This window comes from Mesorhizobium sp. P2_E10, assembly GCF_056404235.1.
This window is the reverse complement of record NZ_JBFUEK010000002.1, coordinates 722090-737244: the sequence shown is the minus strand read 5'-3', so window position 1 is coordinate 737244 and position 15155 is coordinate 722090. Positions and strand designations below refer to the sequence as shown.

The window sequence follows — 15155 nt, the reverse complement described above, 5'->3', positions numbered from 1 at the left end:
TAACGCGCCTCACTTCTTCGTCGACACCGCGATGATCGGCCCGGCCGGATAGGTGCCGCCGACGACCATTCTCTGGCCATTCGACAATGCCGACACCGCGCCGTCGAAAAACAGCGCGTTGGGACAATTGAGCGCGTCGCGGAACAAGCGCGCGAAGCTGCCCAGGCTGACCTCCGAGCGCGAGATCGCCAGCACCACCGTATCGCCGTCACGCACGCCGACACCATTGCGGATGTAGCGCGAGGTGCCGTTGGCCTCGAAGCGCGGATGCAGCTGGCCGCCGATCACCAGCATCGGACCTGACTGGGTGGCGAAGGCAACGTCAGGCTTCGCAACCGCATAGGCGTTGCTCTCCATGATCGCCGCCTTGCCGTCCTTGCCGATCTGGAACACGCCATTCGGCTTCAGGAAGAAATTGCCTTCTGCGTCGGCCAGGTTGAGTGGCGCCTTTTCGCGTCCGTCCTCGACCAGGAGGCCAACCGGCGTCAGATCCTCGTGATACATGCCGGCGTTCATGGCGAGCAGCACCGGCCTGCCCTCGCCTATCATCACCTTGTCGAATTTATCCAGCGAGCCGAAGGGTTTGCCGTCGGCACCGGTGTGGAAGACAGCGATGTCATAGCTGCGAAGATCGACCTCACAGACGACATAGGGAACCGCTTCGAAACTGAAATCCCGGCATGGCGCCGGCAGGTCGCCACTGCCGACGATGGGTGGACGCTCCGGCTGCCTGAACCACCAGATCAAGGCCGTTGCCGCGACTAGAAGACCGATCGCGATTGCCGCAAAATATCGTCTTTTCATCACGCCCCGGGCTCAATGCGTTTGGCCCAACATCACGCGATGTTTTGCGCCATTTGCATGGCGGCTCGGCAAACATCTTGTTTCGGGCAACCTATGGGTTTATTTGATGGCTATGTTTCCAGCCTGACTCCCACAGGCGTGAAAGGATCGTCCATGAGCGGAATCAACGACTACATCGACAACGAAGTGAAGGGCAACGACGTCGTCCTTTTCATGAAGGGCACGCCCGGTTTCCCACAATGCGGATTTTCCGGTCAGGTCGTGCAGATCCTCGATTACATCGGCGCCGACTATAAGGGCGTCGACGTGCTGACCTCGGCCGAGTTGCGGCAAAGCATCAAGGAATATTCCAACTGGCCGACGATCCCACAGCTCTACGTCAAGGGTGAGTTCGTCGGTGGTTGCGACATCATCCGCGAGATGTTCCAGGCGGGCGAACTGCAGACGTTCCTCGTCGAAAAAGGCGTCAGCGTCAAAGGCGCCGCCTGACTTCCGTTTTGTGCATGTCGTTGTTTCAAAACCGCTGTACACTTTTGGGCGACATGCACTGAAAACGTCGGGGGTGCCCCCACCTCGGCAGACTGTTGCTCCCCGTTAGCGGGGCAAAGACGAATTCATGCGCCGGCCTTCCGGCGCATATTCGTTTGAACGATCGGACTTGCCGTGGACAACCAGACAGACGCGCCGCAACGGGCATTCAAGCTGCCCATTCCGCGCTGGGAATTTATCGCGCTGTGCGCGGCGCTGATGGCGCTGAACTCGCTGGCCATCGACATTATGTTGCCGGCACTGCAGCAGATCGGCGCGTCGCTTGGCGTCGAAAATGAAAATCATCGCCAGTATGTGATCACCGCCTATATTCTGGGCTTTGGCGGCGGCCAGCTCTTCTTCGGGCCGATCTCCGACCGTTTTGGCCGCCGTGCGCCGCTTGTCGCCGGCCTGATCATATATGTGGCGGCGGCGGCCGCGGCCGCCATTTCGCCAAGCTTTGAAACGCTTCTCATGTGCCGGGCCGTGCAGGGCCTTGGCGCCGCCGCCACGCGCGTTATCGCCGTCTCGATCGTGCGCGATACCTTTGACGGCCGGCGCATGGCCGAGGTGATGTCGCTGATCTTCATGGTGTTCATGGCCATCCCGGTCATCGCCCCTGGCATTGGCCAGTTCATCATGCTGTTTGCCACTTGGCATTGGATCTTCGTCACCATGGCGGTCGGTGCGCTGATCGTGTCCGCGTGGTCGCTGCTGCGTTTGCCCGAAACGCTGCATCCCGAATATCGCCGGCCGCTGACGGTCTCATCCGTCATCGGCGGATTTCGCATCGTGCTCACCAACCGCATCGCACTCTGCTATGCCTTCGCCAGCACCTTCGTCTTCGGTGCGATGTTCGGCTTCATCGCTTCAGCGCAGCAGATCTATGTTGACGTCTTCAATGTCGGCGAAATGTTCCCGGTCATCTTCGCCGGGGTGGCGGGCGTGCTCGCCTTCTCCAACTATCTGAACTCGCGTCTGGTCGGCCGCATCGGCATGCGCCGCCTGTCGCAGGGCGCGCTGCTGTTGTTTCTGGTCATCAGCCTTGCCTGGCTGGTCGTCTCACTGGAGATGAAGATGCCGCTCTGGCTGTTCGTCACCTTCTTCGCTTGCGCGATGGTGCCATTCGGCGCGCTTGGCGCCAATTTCAACGCGCTGGCCATGGAACCGCTCGGGCAGCTGGCCGGCACGGCGTCGTCGATCCTCGGCTTCATGCAGACCTTTTTGGGCGGCATCCTCGGCACGCTGATCGGTCAGGCTTTCAATGGCACGGTAACGCCGCTGGCCGCCGGCTTCTGCAGCGTCTCGGTCGCCGCATTGCTGATGATCTTCATCGCCGAGCGCGGCAAGATGTTCCAGCCGCACAACAAGCCGGTCTAGAGCCTGTTCCATCCCGATGGAATCGGGATGGGGCTCTATCATCTTGTTTGAGCATGATCTTTTCCGAAAACCGGTTCCCACTTTTCGGGATCATGCTCTAGGATGCACCCTCACGCGCTGCCGTGAAGTGAGGAAACAGCGGACGTCCCGCGATTGCTCCGCCCATGGTCTTCGAAAGGGGCAGCGGCAGAGCCTTGTCGAGAGCCGCGAGGACGGAAGCCACGAAGGCCCGGTTGAGCGGGCCATCGTTGCCGAGATGGGCGTAGGTGGCGCGAGGCTTGCCCATCAGCGTGCCGTTTTGGCGAATTGAAAAACTCAGCGTCAACGTCATGCCCGCGGTTCCGGGCGGCGGCTGCCAACAGGCATAGATCGCGGTGAACATTTCGTCGATGGTGTCGACGGGATCGGGACTGTGACACGCGCGTTCCTGCGATCTCGCCCCGGTGGCACCGGCGACCAAGGCAATAGCAAGGACCGTAGCGGCAATCGCCGAGCGAGGTTTCATCGCGGGTCTCCGGTCTCGGCCTAAAGCGCGCCGCGCGCTTTAGGTCTTTGTTTCATGCATGTCGTGCTCCCAAAACCGGGGCCACTTTTGGGCAACATGCATTGGCCGGCTATTGCGCCCAGAGTTCGCGGCGGATTTCGCGCCAGCTTTCCTCGTCCGGCGCGACGAGGATGCCGCCGTCAAGATGCGACGGCAGATAGGCGCTGCCGTCGATGCGCCTTGTGTACCCGCCGGCCTCCGCGTGGATCAGCACGCCGGCCAGATGGTCCCACGGCATCAGCTTGTTGTAGACGACGAAATGAGCGTGGCCGCTGGCAAGCAGGCGGTATTCGTGCGCGGCGCAGCGATAGGCGAATTGCGACAGGGTCTTGGTCTGGTTGCGCGCCAGCCGCGAGCGTTCCGGTTCTGGCATATATTGCCAGGAGACTGCGCCGGTCATTTCCGATATCGGTACCGGCCCAGTGACACGCACCTTCTCCAGGCTGCCATACGCATGCCTGATGTGGCTGCCGGCCCCTCTGGCGCCGATCAGCCAGTCCTTGCCGACCGGATCGTGAATGATGCCGGCAACAGTCTCACCGTTGACCAAGACGCCCAGCATGACACCGAACAGCGGCACGCCGGAAGCGAAGTTGAAGGTGCCGTCGACCGGGTCGATGACGAAGGCGAGTTCGGCATCGCCGAGTCCCCTAAGCAGCGCCGGATCGTCCGAGCAGGCTTCCTCGCCGACGATCACCGCCTGGGGGTAGCGCTGACGCAGCCTGGCGGTGATCAGCCGCTCGGCATTGACGTCCGCCTCGGTCACCAGATCGGCGGCCGAAGTCTTCTGGCGGATGTCGCCCTCACCCAGTCGGCGAAAGCGCGGCATGATCTCGGTCCTGGCTGCATCGGCGAGAAGCTCGGCAAGCCAGTCGATAGCTTGGTCCTCAAATGTCATCGGAAAGGTCAAGTCCTGTGCTGAGGTCGCCATTGAGGGCGGCAAAGTCGAACAGTTTGCGGTCGAGCAGATGCGACGGCCTGGTGTTGGACAGCGCGCGAAGCATCGTGTCCTTGCGGCCGGGCATGCGCTTTTCCATGTCGTTGAGCATCGCTTTCATGGCATTGCGCTGCAGGCCTTCCTGGCTGCCGCAGAGATCGCACGGAATGATCGGGAACTTCATGGCGCCGGCGAATTTTTCGAGATCGGGCTCGGCGCAATAGCTGAGCGGCCTTAGCACCATGACGTCGCCTTCGTCGTTGAGCAGCTTTGGCGGCATGGCGGCGAGACGGCCGCCATGGAACAGGTTCATGAAGAAGGTTTCCAGAATGTCCTCGCGATGATGGCCGAGCACCAGCGCCGAACAGCCTTCCTCGCGCGCAATACGGTAGAGATGGCCGCGCCTCAGCCGCGAGCACAGCGAACAATAGGTGCTGCCCTGGGGCAGCTTGTCGGTTACCACCGAATAGGTGTCCTGATATTCGATGCGGTGAGGAATGCCGTATTTTTCGAGATAATCAGGCAGAATGTGTTTTGGGAAATTCGGTTGGCCCTGGTCGAGATTGCAGGCCAACAGATCGACCGGCAGCAGGCCGCGCCATTTGAGATCGAGCAGCACGGCGAGCAGCCCGTAGGAATCCTTGCCGCCAGACAGAGCGACCAGCCAGCGGTCGCCGGGCCTGGCCATGGCGAAATCCTCGATCGCCTGGCGGGTAAGCCGCAACAGCCGTTTGCGCAGCTTGTTGAACTCGACGGAGGACGGCACGTCGGCAAACAGCGGATGAAAACCGCCTTCGGCCTCAGTGATCGGTTCCAATGATTCGACGTCTGGCAGCATGTTCATGGCGCGTCGGCCCCGAAATCTCTGTTGCCGCCCGGATTAGCGGAGGTGGCGGACAAAGAAAAGGCCGCCTCGACGGGCGGCCTTCGATGGTGTCGTAAAATGGGGTCGATCAGCGCGAATAGAATTCGACGACCAGGTTCGGTTCCATCTGCACGGCGAAGGGAACGTCGGCCAGGCCGGGGATGCGCGCGAAGGTGGCGACCATCTTGTTGTGATCGGCATCGATGTAGTCTGGCACGTCGCGCTCGGCGAGACCTACCGATTCCAGCACGATGACCAGCTGCTTCGACTTCTCGCGCACTTCGACGACGTCGCCCGGCTTGCAACGGTACGAGCCGATGTTGACGCGCTTGCCGTTCACATTGACGTGGCCGTGGTTGACGAACTGACGGGCGGCGAAAATGGTCGGCACGAACTTGGCGCGGTAGACGACCGCGTCGAGACGCGATTCGAGCAGGCCGATCAGGTTCTCGGAGGTGTCGCCCTTGCGGCGATCGGCCTCTTCATAGACCTTGCGGAACTGCTTTTCCGAAACGTCGCCATAGTGACCCTTCAGCTTCTGCTTGGCGCGCAGCTGCAGGCCGAAATCGGAAAGTTTGCCCTTGCGGCGCTGGCCGTGCTGGCCGGGGCCGTATTCACGCTTGTTGACCGGGGATTTCGGGCGGCCCCAGATGTTTTCGCCGAGACGGCGGTCGATCTTGTACTTTGCGGATTCGCGCTTGCTCATCGCATTCCCTTTCAAAACAAACACACCCGGAACCTCATGGTCCGGGTGAAGGAAACGCGCCCTCCTCTGGCCTCCGTTTTCGAGGCCTGACAGGGTTTTCCCACGCAACGCGGCGGAAAACCCACGGGACACGTCAGTTCAAACAAGACCGGGAGACTACTAACCGGTTTCCCAAGAGGTCTTGCGCATACAAAAAAACCACCGGACATTGCGGCCCGGTGTTGGCGCGGTGGTTAAACGGAGATTTAACCGGTGTCAAGCTTGTGATTAGCGCCGGGCTTCGCGACCGTATAGCATTTTCTGCGTTGAATACGGTGCCGGCTCTGGCGGGAAGTTGTTGCGCCAACGGCATCAGGAAGGGACTGGGAGTTAGAGGAGCCCGATTCTGATGAAGAAATTCTTCCTTTCGTTGGCAGGTGCGGCGGTACTGGCAGCATCGATGTCCGTTGCGGTGCCGGAGCCGGCAATGGCCCGGCATTGGCATGGTTACCGGCATCATCAGGTATGCCGCATCGTGGTCAAGAAGAAGGTAGTTTGGCGTCATGGCCACAAGCGCGTTATCCGTTACACGGTAAAGCGCTGCTGGTGGCGCTGGTAAGTCCGGCTTCGGCCTCCGAGGGGTGACAGCCCGATCAATTGAAGCCCGCGGTTTTAGCCGCGGGCTTTTTGATGGAACACCGCCTGGCGGAACACTGCGGGGCGACGTTATTTCGTTTGATTTCCTTCAATGCTTCGACTTCTTCTCGGGCAGGCCCTTGCGCTTGGTCTCGGCAAAATCCTCGAGCTGTTTTTCACTCATGGATTCGTACATTTCCTTGGAAGCGCCTTTGAGTTCGCTCTGCTTCGTCTCGCCACGTTTGGCGGACAGTGCCGCGCCGGCGGCCATTTGCTGGGCTTTCGATGTGGCTGGCATATCCGTTCCTCCTTTGCTGCCAGAAGAAACGTTGCGCCTCAGCGACGGTTCCAGCGCCGGCGGTTCAATTTCGTGTCTGCCCCGCCAGCAAATCGGCCTTCCCGCGTCCGGAACGCCAGTGTAGGACGACGCCATGAAATCGTTGACCGATCCCTCGCAAGCACTCGCTACCGGCCTAGCAAAAATCCGCACCGAGTTCCATGTGCCGGATGGATTTCCGGCAGTCGTAGTGGCAGCCGCAGAGGCGGCGGCCAAACGCGTGCCCACCCAGCATACCGATCGCACAACGATGCCCTTCGTCACGCTCGATCCGGCAAGCTCCACCGATCTTGATCAGGCGTTTTCAATCGAGGCAAGCGGCAGCGACCTTCTGTTGCACTATGCCATTGCCGACGTAGCGTGGTTCGTCGAGGACGGCGACGCGATCGATCTCGAAGCCTGGACGCGGGGCGAGACCCTGTATTTGCCGGACGGCAAGGCCGGGCTTTACCCGCCAGTGATTGCCGAGGGTGCGGCGAGCTTGTTGCCCAACGGACCACGTCCGGCTGTTATCTTCACGGTTCGGATCGCCGGGGACGGAGGGGTAAAACTGGACGGTGCTGAGCGGGCAATCATTCAAAGCCGCGCCAAGCTTGCCTATGACAGCGTGCGTGCCTCCGACGTTCCGGCCGGCTTCGCCGAAATTGCTCGGCGCATGGCGGCAGCCGAGGAGCGTCGTGGCGCCTCCCGCGTCGACCCGCCCGAGCAGGAAGTCGAGCAGCTTGCCGATGGCCGGTTCCAGCTTGCTTTCAGGCCGCTGCTGCAATCCGAGCAGGACAACGCCTCGCTTTCGCTGGCCGCCAACATGGCGATTGCCGACGCCATGCTGGCACACCGGACCGGGCTGTTCCGGGTGATGGCGCCGCCGGATGCTTCCAAGGTGCAAAGACTGCGCAACGCAGCAAGGGCTCTCGGCGTGTCCTGGCCGGCGTCGACCAGTCTGCCCGACTACCAACGAACCCTCGACCCCACCAACAAGCAACAGGCCGCGCTGATGCTGGAAATCCGCCGCGCCGGTTCTGGCGCGTCGTATCAACCCTATGAGGAACGCGTTGTCCCGTGGCACGAGGCGATGGCTGCGACCTATGCCCACGCCACCGCGCCGCTGAGGCGGCTGGCCGACCGCTACGTCGTGCGCTGCACGCTGGCCATCGCCAACGGTCAGCCGGTGCCTCAGGCCGTTACCGAGGCGTTTGCCAGATTGCCCAAGGTTATGGGGCGCGCGGATGCCCGCGCCTCGCAGATCAATCACGCCGCCATCGACCTTGCCGAGGCAGTCATGCTGAAGGGACGCGAGGGCGAAACGTTCAAGGCCGTCGTCACCGACGTCGTCGATCAGCGTGTGCGCGTTCAGCTCTCAGACATGCCTGTCGTTGCCAACGTAAAGGCCTCCGGACCCAGACAAGGCGATGGCCTGACGCTAAGGCTCGTTTCGGCCGATCCGGATCAACGCAGTATCGTCTTCGCACCTGCCTAAATGTCTTTGTTTTTACGCAATTCCTCGAGGGAAAGCGCTACGCGCTTTTCCCGGGAAAACCGTTTCACACTTTTCCTGGAATTGCTCTAGCGCGCGCTCAGGCCAAAACCCTGCATCAGCCGGCGGGTGGCGAAATCCACCTTGCCGGAGGTGAAAACAGCGATGTCGGGCTCGCCGTCCGGCAGAGGGCCGTCTACAGGCGCAAGCAGCGACATGGCGCGCCGTGCGATCGCTTCAGCCGGATCGATCCAGTCCACCGGCCAGGGCGCCGTCTTGCGCATGCGGTTGGCCAGAAAGGGATAGTGCGTGCAGCCCAGCACGACGATGTCGGTGCGGGCGCCGTCCTTTTCGACGAAGCACGGCGCGATTTCCTGGCGCACGATCTCCTCGTCGACAAACCCCTGGCGCATGTAGATTTCGGCCAGCGGGGCAAGTCGGTCTGAACCGACCAGCCGCACATGGCACTTCTGCGCCCATTTTCCGATCAGATCGCGCGTGTATTGGCGCTTCACGGTGCCGGGCGTCGCCAGCACGGAAACCAGACCCGAGCGCGTGCGCTCTGCCGCCGGCTTGATCGCCGGCACCGTGCCGACAAAGGGATGTCCGGGAAATTTCTCGCGCAGCGCATCGATCACCAGCGTCGAGGCAGTGTTGCAGGGAATGACCGAGATTTCCGGCTGGAATTTGTCCAGCAGCGCGCCGAACAGGCCGAGGATGTGAGCTTTGAGCGCTGGCTCCTCCCAGGCGCCATAGGGAAAGGCGGCGTCGTCGGCGACATAGATGAAGCGGCGGTCGGGCATCAGCACGCGCGCCTCGCGCAGCACGGTGAGGCCACCGATGCCGGAATCGAACATCAGGATCGGGCGGGCGTCTGATGGAACGGTCATTGTGCTTGGATCACGAGAAGAAGCTGAGGAATCAGGAGAAGAGGCTGGCTGCGGCGCTTCTATCTGGAACGATCATGGCCTTGAAGTGGCGAGACGCTCACACAAGACCGCGCTTGCCGAAGCCGCCGGGCCGAGGACGAGCGTTTGGACCTGTCGGTCGCGACGGCACCGGTCGGGTGGCAGAGGTGGAACCCTGCGAAGCGGTGGCGGCGGCCGGCGACGAATACAATCTCGAGTTCATGTTGCCGAGCGGCGCGGCCGGTTCGTCGAAATCAAAAACCGACGCCAGCTCGTTGAGGTCGACACCTGCAGGCTTCGCCATCAGAATTGTGCACCAAAGGCCAAAAATCGAGAACCCGAGCAGGTTCAGACCTGAATTGAAATCTTCAGCATCGAAATCATAAACCAGGACCGTGCCGGCCTGCAGAAACGCGAAGATGGCAGAAAACACGATGTAGCCCCACAGGATCCACTTCGATCCTTGCGCGTCGCGGCTACGGCGCCACGCGAAGTTGGCGCGAAACAGCACGACTACCAGCGAAACCAACAGGATCGCCGCGGCCACCCCTTCCCGGCCCGGGCCAGGTTTCGAGTTGGCCAGCCCATCGAAGCCGATGGTGACCGAAATGCACAACACCACTGCCACTATTTCCGCGACCAGCACGGCCGCGGAATAGGAGAAGAAGCGCAGACGGCCGATATTTGAAGCAAACATCCCAGAGCCCATCGTTTTCACGACAATGGGCCTAACCGGATAAAATTCGGTTACCGGTGACGTAGGGGAATGGCTAGTCTTTGTCCGCGGCTTTTCTGGCACGCGCAGCCGCTGCCGGGAGCCGTCTCGGATCATCTCCCGGCGAGCCGTCGCCGCGCGGCATTGCCGGTGAAAACCTGTCCAGCGATGAGATGATGCCGCGCAACACCTTGAGTTCCGGCTCGGCGAAGCCGGCGCGCGTTAGCACCGCGCGCAGATTGTCGACCATCTTCGGCTTCTTCGGCGCCGGGCGAAAATAGCCGCGCGCTTCGAGCGCGCCTTCCAGATAGGCGAACAGGCCGTGGAGCTCTTCCTTGCTTGCCGGCTTCATCTGCGGACCGGCAAAGTTGGTTTTGGTCTCGTCTTCCAGACCGGACTTCATCCACTCATAGGACATCAGCAAAGCCGCCTGGGCGATGTTGAGCGAGGAGAAATCAGGATCCACCGGAAAGGTGACGATCTCGTCGGCCAGGCCGACCTCGTCATTGTAGAGCCCAAAACGCTCGCGGCCGAACAGGATGCCGGTGCGCTGCCCCATGCCGTGACGGGCGCGGAGCACCCTGCCCGCCTCCACCGGGCCGCGTACGGATTTGAAGCCGTCTCGCTGCCTGGCCGTGGTGGCGACGACAAAGTTGAGGTCGGCGATCGCCGAGGCCAGATCGTCGAAGACAGTGACGGCATCGATGACATGGTCGGCGCGGCTGGCAGCGGCGCGTGCCTTTTCGCTCGGCCAGCCATCGCGCGGATTGACCAGGCGCAATTCGGCCAGGCCGAAATTGGCCATGGCGCGCGCCACCATGCCGATGTTCTCGCCAAGCTGCGGCTCGACGAGGATGATCGCCGGCCCTGCGGCAGGATTTTTGTCGGGGTCTTCGTTGGCTGGCATGGTGTCAATGAACTGCGGTTTGCGGCATTTCAGCGTCCCCTGCCACATTCGGCCGCGAAAATGAAGCTTCCGCAAGGGACGATCGGTAGTGACGGTTGGGCCCGGCCGGGCGGATCGCCGTTTGCGCGGTCAAAAATGCTTTGATATACGGGCCGCATCCCCGGCCGAAAGCCATGCGGGCAAGGCCGTTCCGATCCCCCAGCAACGAGGCATTCTTTCCATGGCGAAGATCAAGGTGGCGAACCCGGTCGTCGAACTCGACGGCGACGAGATGACCCGCATCATCTGGCAGTTCATCAAGGACAAATTGATCCACCCCTATCTCGACCTGAAACTTGAATATTACGACCTCGGCATCGAGCACCGCGACGCCACCAACGACCAGGTGACCATCGATTCCGCCAACGCTATCAACAAGTACGGCGTCGGCGTGAAATGCGCGACGATCACGCCTGACGAGCAGCGCGTCGAGGAATTCAAACTGAAGAAGATGTGGAAGTCGCCGAACGGCACCATCCGCAACATCCTCGGCGGCACCATCTTCCGCGAGCCGATCATCATGAAGAACGTGCCGCGGCTGGTGCCCGGCTGGACTAAGCCGATCATCGTCGGCCGCCACGCCTTCGGCGACCAGTACCGCGCCACCGATTTCCGCTTCCCCGGCAAGGGCAAGCTGACGATCAAGTTCGTCGGTGAGGACGGCAAGGTGATCGAGCACGATGTCTATGACGCACCGGGCGCCGGCGTTGCCATGGCCATGTACAATCTGGACGACTCGATCCGTGAGTTCGCCCGCGCTTCGCTGAACTACGGCCTGCTGCGCAACTACCCGGTCTATCTCTCGACCAAGAACACCATCCTCAAGGCCTATGACGGCCGCTTCAAGGACATTTTCCAGGAAGTCTACGAGGCCGAGTTCGAGGCCGAATTCAAGTCGAAGAAGCTGTGGTACGAGCACCGGCTGATCGACGACATGGTGGCCTCCAGCCTGAAATGGTCGGGCGGCTATGTCTGGGCCTGCAAGAACTATGACGGCGACGTGCAGTCCGACACGGTGGCGCAAGGGTTTGGCTCGCTCGGCCTGATGACCTCGGTGCTGATGACGCCGGACGGCAAGACTGTCGAGGCCGAAGCCGCGCACGGCACCGTCACCCGCCACTATCGTCAGCATCAGAAGGGCGAGGAAACCTCGACCAACTCGATCGCCTCGATCTTTGCCTGGACGCGCGGCCTCGCGCACCGCGCCAAGCTCGACGACAATGCCGAACTGAAGCGCTTTTCCGAAACACTGGAAAAGGTCTGCATCCAGACAGTCGAGTCCGGCTTCATGACCAAGGATCTGTCGCTGCTGATCGGCCCCGACCAGCCCTGGTTGTCGACCACCGGCTTCCTCGACAAGATCGACGAGAACCTGCAGAAGGCGATGGCCTGACCGGCAAGCAAGATGGTCAAGCCCATCGTCTACGGGGCGGACTACAGCGTTTATGTGCGCATCGTCCGCCTCGCGCTTGAGGAAAAGGGCATCGACTACGAGCTTGTGCCGGTCGATGTCTTTGCCGCTGTGGGCATTCCCGACTGGTATTTCGAGCGTCACCCGTTCGGCCGCATCCCGGCTTTCGAGCATGGCGGCTTTCGCCTGTTCGAGAGCAGCGCGATTGCCCGCTATGTCGACGAGGCTTTCGACCGCCCGGCGCTACAGCCCGAGGAGCCGCGCAGCCGCGCGACGATGAACCAGATCATCGGCATGCTCGACGCCTACGGCTACCGGGCCATGGTCTGGGATGTCGCCGTCGAGCGGCTGGAGAAGGCGGCGCCCGACGAGGTCCTGATCGCCAACGGACTGCGGCAGGCCGAAACGGTGCTGAAGGTGCTCACCTCACTCAAGGCTCCGGGGCCGTGGCTGCTCGGCGATCGGCTGACGCTGGCCGACCTGCATGCGGCACCCATTGTCGCCTATTTCCTTAAGGTCGCCGAAGGGCAAAACCTGCTCGCCGAATTCACGGATATCCAAGCCTGGTGGAACCAAATCGCAAAGCGGCCGGGCTTTGCCAACCGGCTGACATAGGTGTGGGCGTCCGTGGCTGACCTTACTCACCAGGACGCACTCACAGTGGCCAGAATAGTCAGGGTCAATCATGCCGGCGAGTTCGGCGCGATCCGAATCTATTCGGCGCAGATTCTTGTCGCCAAGCGCTTCTGGCCCGATTGCGTGCCGTCTTTGTCGGAGATGCTTGGGCATGAGCGCACTCATTGCACGGCCTTCCGTGCCGCCATGTCATCACGACATTCGCGACCGTGCCGGGTGATGCAGTTCTGGAGCTTGGGTGGTTGGCTGCTGGGTTTTGTGACCGCCCTGCTCGGTCCGCAAGGCATCTGGGCCTGTACAGCGGCAGTCGAAGCCGCAGTTCACCGCCATCTGGACGACCAACTGTTTTTCCTGGGTGGCCGCGATCGCGAATTGCACGGCATCATCCTGGCGATCCGCGAGGAAGAACTCGCCCATCTCCATCACGCCGAAGAGCAGCTGAAATCGCCCGGCCCCTTGCTGAACCTTCTACGGGCGATGATTTCAATCGCCACCGACGCCCTGATATGGCTGTCTACCTGGGGCGACTCCAACAGAATGACGCGGGCGCTGAAGGTTGCAAAGCAGGCCTAGGTGCTAAAGACCGATTGCCGGCCGGGTAACCATCAGCCAGAGAATTGCAAGCACGGCGGCGAATGCCGGGAAGCCGCAAGCAAACCAGATGCGAAACAGACGCTTTTCCTCGGCCGGCAGCGGCGCGTTTTCGCTGGCCGCCTGCCGCGCCAGATTTCGTATCCTGATCTGAATCCAGACGACGGGCAACCAAAACAAACCGGTCACGACATAGAGCAGCAGAGACAGCACGATCCAACCTTCGGACAGCGGCCAGCCCATGGCCTGCGCCAGCAGCACGCCGGTGATCGGCTGCACCACGACGGCCGTTGCCGTGAATATGGTGTCGGCGATGACGACCGTGCCCGCGACATGAGCGACGAGATCTGGCCGGCCGGTGCGCTGCGCCATCAGCATGAAAAAGGCGATCCCGGCGCCAGTGCCGAAGAGAACCGTGGCGCCGATGACGTGCACCCAACGCAATATGTCGGCCCAAAAACTCATCGCTCGTCCAGAACCGCCAGCGCCACAAGCACCAGGCAGAGCGCGGGAACCGTCTTGACAAGCGGTCCCAGAGGAGCGAGCCAAAGGCCAGGAACGAGAAGCGTCGACGCCGCCAGATAGAACAGCGTGATCGCAATCATCGCCAGCAGCGCCCGCTTGGCCAACGGTCGGACCAGAACCGTCGCGCCGACAAGGATATCAGCGGCACTGCCGGCGAGAACCGAGATATTAGCGACATTCGCCGGCACGCCACGCAAGACAAGAATATCCGCGGCTTCGTCCTGCCGGATCAGGCCGATGATGCCCGAAACAAGCCAGAACAAGGACAGGCAGGCAAAGATGACGGGCTTTGCCAGCCAGAGGCGAGCGAACCAGCGCTCCTGAACATGAGCGGGCATGTCGGCCAGTGTTGCTTCCAGCGGCTGCAGTGGATGGTCGGAAATCTTGCTCCAGAGCGCGGCATTGCCGGTAACGCCAACCGCCAGCGCGGCAAGTGCCGAGCTGCGCAACGGTGATCGCCAACCGAGCATGCCAAGGACATCGGCAACGGCGCCGGCCAGCCGGCCAAAAATAGCCGGCATTGGCACGACCCTCGCCGGCGGCAGACCAAGCCATGCACGAAAGGCAGACAGAACATCAGCGAGAGACCTGGCCTTAGCCTCGACGAGATCGACGACGAGGCGGGGCGGCAGAGATCCTGCGACCGCACGCGAGACCGCTTCAGCAACGTCGGTGACCGATACCGTCTGGATCAGCTGGCGCGACATGACGGCCGGAATGAACCCGGGAAAGGCTGCAAGGGCGCGCAGAAGCGCGGTGCCGCCATAAGCGGCGGGCGCGATCACCAAACCCGGCCGCAGGATCGTCCACTCCAGCGAAGAGGTAGCGATAGCCCTGTCACCTTCCGCCTTGGTGCTGAAAAAAGGATTTGCCGAAGCCAGATCGGCGCCGATCGCGGAAATCTGCACGAAACGGCTGATACCGGCCTGTTCGCATTCCGCGACCAGCGCCACCACTGAGCGTCGGTGGATGGCATCGAGGCGGTCGCGCGGGCCGTCCTGCAAGGCGCCTGCCGCATTGACGACCGCATCCATGCCCGCGACCAGCGGCAGCCAGTCCTCAGCGGCAAGCAGTTGCGCCATGTCGGCCGCGATCCAGCGAACCGCTGGCCTGCGTCGCTGAGCATCCGAAACATCGCGACCAAGGCCGGTCACATGATGGCCGTCGCGCAGCAAACGGCCGACGATGGCTTCCCCGATCAAACCATAGCCGCCGAGGACAAGGACCTTCATG

Annotated in this window: 18 protein-coding genes; 7 read left to right on the top strand and 11 right to left on the bottom strand. The window is 61.9% G+C overall.

What is annotated here, in order from left to right:
* Nucleotides 1-9 precede the first annotated feature (9 nt).
* Nucleotides 10-804 carry a phosphodiester glycosidase family protein gene (locus tag AC1D0N_RS08320; RefSeq protein WP_477242943.1) on the bottom strand — a complete coding sequence of 265 codons (795 nt, stop codon included), beginning with the start codon at nucleotides 802-804 and terminating at the stop codon, nucleotides 10-12.
* A 153-nt stretch (nucleotides 805-957) separates the two neighbouring features.
* Between AC1D0N_RS08320 and grxD the strand changes: the two genes are divergently transcribed.
* Entirely contained in the window at nucleotides 958-1293 is a 336-nt protein-coding gene (gene grxD / locus AC1D0N_RS08315) for a Grx4 family monothiol glutaredoxin (RefSeq protein ID WP_477242942.1), read from the top strand.
* 174 nt (nucleotides 1294-1467) lie between these two features.
* Nucleotides 1468-2712 (top strand): multidrug effflux MFS transporter, encoded by a 1245-nt coding sequence (locus tag AC1D0N_RS08310; protein ID WP_477242941.1) that lies wholly within the window; start codon nucleotides 1468-1470, stop codon nucleotides 2710-2712.
* A gap of 97 nt (nucleotides 2713-2809) precedes the next feature.
* Here the strand turns inward: AC1D0N_RS08310 and AC1D0N_RS08305 are convergent, their stop codons facing one another.
* From AC1D0N_RS08305 to rpsD, 4 genes are all read right to left on the bottom strand, one after another.
* Complete coding sequence (locus tag AC1D0N_RS08305) at nucleotides 2810-3217, bottom strand: hypothetical protein (RefSeq protein WP_477242940.1); 408 nt, start codon at nucleotides 3215-3217, stop codon at nucleotides 2810-2812.
* A 109-nt stretch (nucleotides 3218-3326) separates the two neighbouring features.
* Complete coding sequence (locus AC1D0N_RS08300; RefSeq protein WP_477242939.1) at nucleotides 3327-4154, bottom strand: inositol monophosphatase family protein; 828 nt, start codon at nucleotides 4152-4154, stop codon at nucleotides 3327-3329.
* Nucleotides 4144-5037, bottom strand: coding sequence for a tRNA 2-thiocytidine(32) synthetase TtcA (gene ttcA / locus AC1D0N_RS08295; protein ID WP_477242938.1), 894 nt, complete (start codon nucleotides 5035-5037; stop codon nucleotides 4144-4146). Before ttcA ends, AC1D0N_RS08300 begins: the two co-directional genes overlap by 11 nt.
* A gap of 109 nt (nucleotides 5038-5146) precedes the next feature.
* On the bottom strand, nucleotides 5147-5764 hold the full coding sequence (gene rpsD, locus AC1D0N_RS08290; protein WP_006332867.1) for a 30S ribosomal protein S4: 618 nt from the start codon (nucleotides 5762-5764) through the stop codon (nucleotides 5147-5149).
* Between the two features lie 388 nt (nucleotides 5765-6152).
* Between rpsD and AC1D0N_RS08285 the strand changes: the two genes are divergently transcribed.
* The gene (locus tag AC1D0N_RS08285; protein ID WP_477242937.1) at nucleotides 6153-6362 is read left to right on the top strand and encodes a hypothetical protein; all 210 of its coding nucleotides are present in this window, start codon (nucleotides 6153-6155) and stop codon (nucleotides 6360-6362) included.
* Between the two features lie 126 nt (nucleotides 6363-6488).
* Here AC1D0N_RS08285 and AC1D0N_RS08280 read toward each other — a convergent pair whose 3' ends face one another.
* Nucleotides 6489-6677 carry a DUF3008 family protein gene (locus tag AC1D0N_RS08280; RefSeq protein WP_477243118.1) on the bottom strand — a complete coding sequence of 63 codons (189 nt, stop codon included), beginning with the start codon at nucleotides 6675-6677 and terminating at the stop codon, nucleotides 6489-6491.
* 133 nt (nucleotides 6678-6810) lie between these two features.
* On the opposite strand from AC1D0N_RS08280, the gene AC1D0N_RS08275 reads away from it, so the two are divergent.
* Nucleotides 6811-8193 (top strand): RNB domain-containing ribonuclease, encoded by a 1383-nt coding sequence (locus AC1D0N_RS08275; protein WP_477242936.1) that lies wholly within the window; start codon nucleotides 6811-6813, stop codon nucleotides 8191-8193.
* Between the two features lie 86 nt (nucleotides 8194-8279).
* Here the strand turns inward: AC1D0N_RS08275 and murI are convergent, their stop codons facing one another.
* From murI to AC1D0N_RS08260, 3 genes are all read right to left on the bottom strand, one after another.
* Nucleotides 8280-9080 carry a glutamate racemase gene (murI, locus tag AC1D0N_RS08270; protein WP_477242935.1) on the bottom strand — a complete coding sequence of 267 codons (801 nt, stop codon included), beginning with the start codon at nucleotides 9078-9080 and terminating at the stop codon, nucleotides 8280-8282.
* A 97-nt stretch (nucleotides 9081-9177) separates the two neighbouring features.
* Nucleotides 9178-9816: a hypothetical protein gene (locus AC1D0N_RS08265; RefSeq protein ID WP_477242934.1), complete on the bottom strand. Its 639-nt coding sequence runs from the start codon at nucleotides 9814-9816 to the stop codon at nucleotides 9178-9180.
* A gap of 52 nt (nucleotides 9817-9868) precedes the next feature.
* A complete protein-coding gene (locus AC1D0N_RS08260) occupies nucleotides 9869-10720 on the bottom strand; it encodes an RNA methyltransferase (RefSeq protein ID WP_477242933.1) in 852 nt (283 codons plus the stop codon).
* Between the two features lie 220 nt (nucleotides 10721-10940).
* Here AC1D0N_RS08260 and AC1D0N_RS08255 point away from each other — a divergent pair, with 220 nt between their 5' ends.
* From AC1D0N_RS08255 to AC1D0N_RS08245, 3 genes are read left to right on the top strand one after another with little or no spacing between them, the layout of a single operon-like run.
* Complete coding sequence (locus tag AC1D0N_RS08255) at nucleotides 10941-12152, top strand: NADP-dependent isocitrate dehydrogenase (RefSeq protein ID WP_477242932.1); 1212 nt, start codon at nucleotides 10941-10943, stop codon at nucleotides 12150-12152.
* Nucleotides 12153-12164: 12 nt separating this feature from the next.
* Nucleotides 12165-12785 carry a glutathione S-transferase family protein gene (locus AC1D0N_RS08250; protein ID WP_477242931.1) on the top strand — a complete coding sequence of 207 codons (621 nt, stop codon included), beginning with the start codon at nucleotides 12165-12167 and terminating at the stop codon, nucleotides 12783-12785.
* Nucleotides 12786-12797: 12 nt separating this feature from the next.
* The gene (locus AC1D0N_RS08245; protein ID WP_477242930.1) at nucleotides 12798-13379 is read left to right on the top strand and encodes a demethoxyubiquinone hydroxylase family protein; all 582 of its coding nucleotides are present in this window, start codon (nucleotides 12798-12800) and stop codon (nucleotides 13377-13379) included.
* 3 nt (nucleotides 13380-13382) lie between these two features.
* Here AC1D0N_RS08245 and AC1D0N_RS08240 read toward each other — a convergent pair whose 3' ends face one another.
* On the bottom strand, nucleotides 13383-13862 hold the full coding sequence (locus AC1D0N_RS08240; protein ID WP_477242929.1) for a DUF2269 family protein: 480 nt from the start codon (nucleotides 13860-13862) through the stop codon (nucleotides 13383-13385).
* Nucleotides 13859-15154, bottom strand: coding sequence for an SDR family oxidoreductase (locus AC1D0N_RS08235; protein ID WP_477242928.1), 1296 nt, complete (start codon nucleotides 15152-15154; stop codon nucleotides 13859-13861). The genes AC1D0N_RS08240 and AC1D0N_RS08235 overlap by 4 nt, the downstream gene beginning before the upstream one ends.
* Nucleotide 15155: the final 1 nt, after the last annotated feature.

Excerpts from the sequence above, each read along its gene's own strand:
- AC1D0N_RS08285 (WP_477242937.1), top strand. The coding sequence starts at position 6,153 with ATGAAGAAATTCTTCCTTTCGTTGGCAGGTGCGGCGGTACTGGCAGCA.
- AC1D0N_RS08300 (WP_477242939.1), bottom strand. The coding sequence starts at position 4,154 with ATGACATTTGAGGACCAAGCTATCGACTGGCTTGCCGAGCTTCTCGCC.
- AC1D0N_RS08305 (WP_477242940.1), bottom strand. The coding sequence starts at position 3,217 with ATGAAACCTCGCTCGGCGATTGCCGCTACGGTCCTTGCTATTGCCTTG.
- AC1D0N_RS08280 (WP_477243118.1), bottom strand. The coding sequence starts at position 6,677 with ATGCCAGCCACATCGAAAGCCCAGCAAATGGCCGCCGGCGCGGCACTG.
- murI (WP_477242935.1), bottom strand. The coding sequence starts at position 9,080 with ATGACCGTTCCATCAGACGCCCGCCCGATCCTGATGTTCGATTCCGGC.
- AC1D0N_RS08235 (WP_477242928.1), bottom strand. The coding sequence starts at position 15,154 with ATGAAGGTCCTTGTCCTCGGCGGCTATGGTTTGATCGGGGAAGCCATC.
- AC1D0N_RS08275 (WP_477242936.1), top strand. The coding sequence starts at position 6,811 with ATGAAATCGTTGACCGATCCCTCGCAAGCACTCGCTACCGGCCTAGCA.
- AC1D0N_RS08260 (WP_477242933.1), bottom strand. The coding sequence starts at position 10,720 with ATGCCAGCCAACGAAGACCCCGACAAAAATCCTGCCGCAGGGCCGGCG.
- AC1D0N_RS08255 (WP_477242932.1), top strand. The coding sequence starts at position 10,941 with ATGGCGAAGATCAAGGTGGCGAACCCGGTCGTCGAACTCGACGGCGAC.
- grxD (WP_477242942.1), top strand. The coding sequence starts at position 958 with ATGAGCGGAATCAACGACTACATCGACAACGAAGTGAAGGGCAACGAC.
- ttcA (WP_477242938.1), bottom strand. The coding sequence starts at position 5,037 with ATGAACATGCTGCCAGACGTCGAATCATTGGAACCGATCACTGAGGCC.
- AC1D0N_RS08320 (WP_477242943.1), bottom strand. The coding sequence starts at position 804 with ATGAAAAGACGATATTTTGCGGCAATCGCGATCGGTCTTCTAGTCGCG.
- AC1D0N_RS08250 (WP_477242931.1), top strand. The coding sequence starts at position 12,165 with ATGGTCAAGCCCATCGTCTACGGGGCGGACTACAGCGTTTATGTGCGC.
- rpsD (WP_006332867.1), bottom strand. The coding sequence starts at position 5,764 with ATGAGCAAGCGCGAATCCGCAAAGTACAAGATCGACCGCCGTCTCGGC.
- AC1D0N_RS08240 (WP_477242929.1), bottom strand. The coding sequence starts at position 13,862 with ATGAGTTTTTGGGCCGACATATTGCGTTGGGTGCACGTCATCGGCGCC.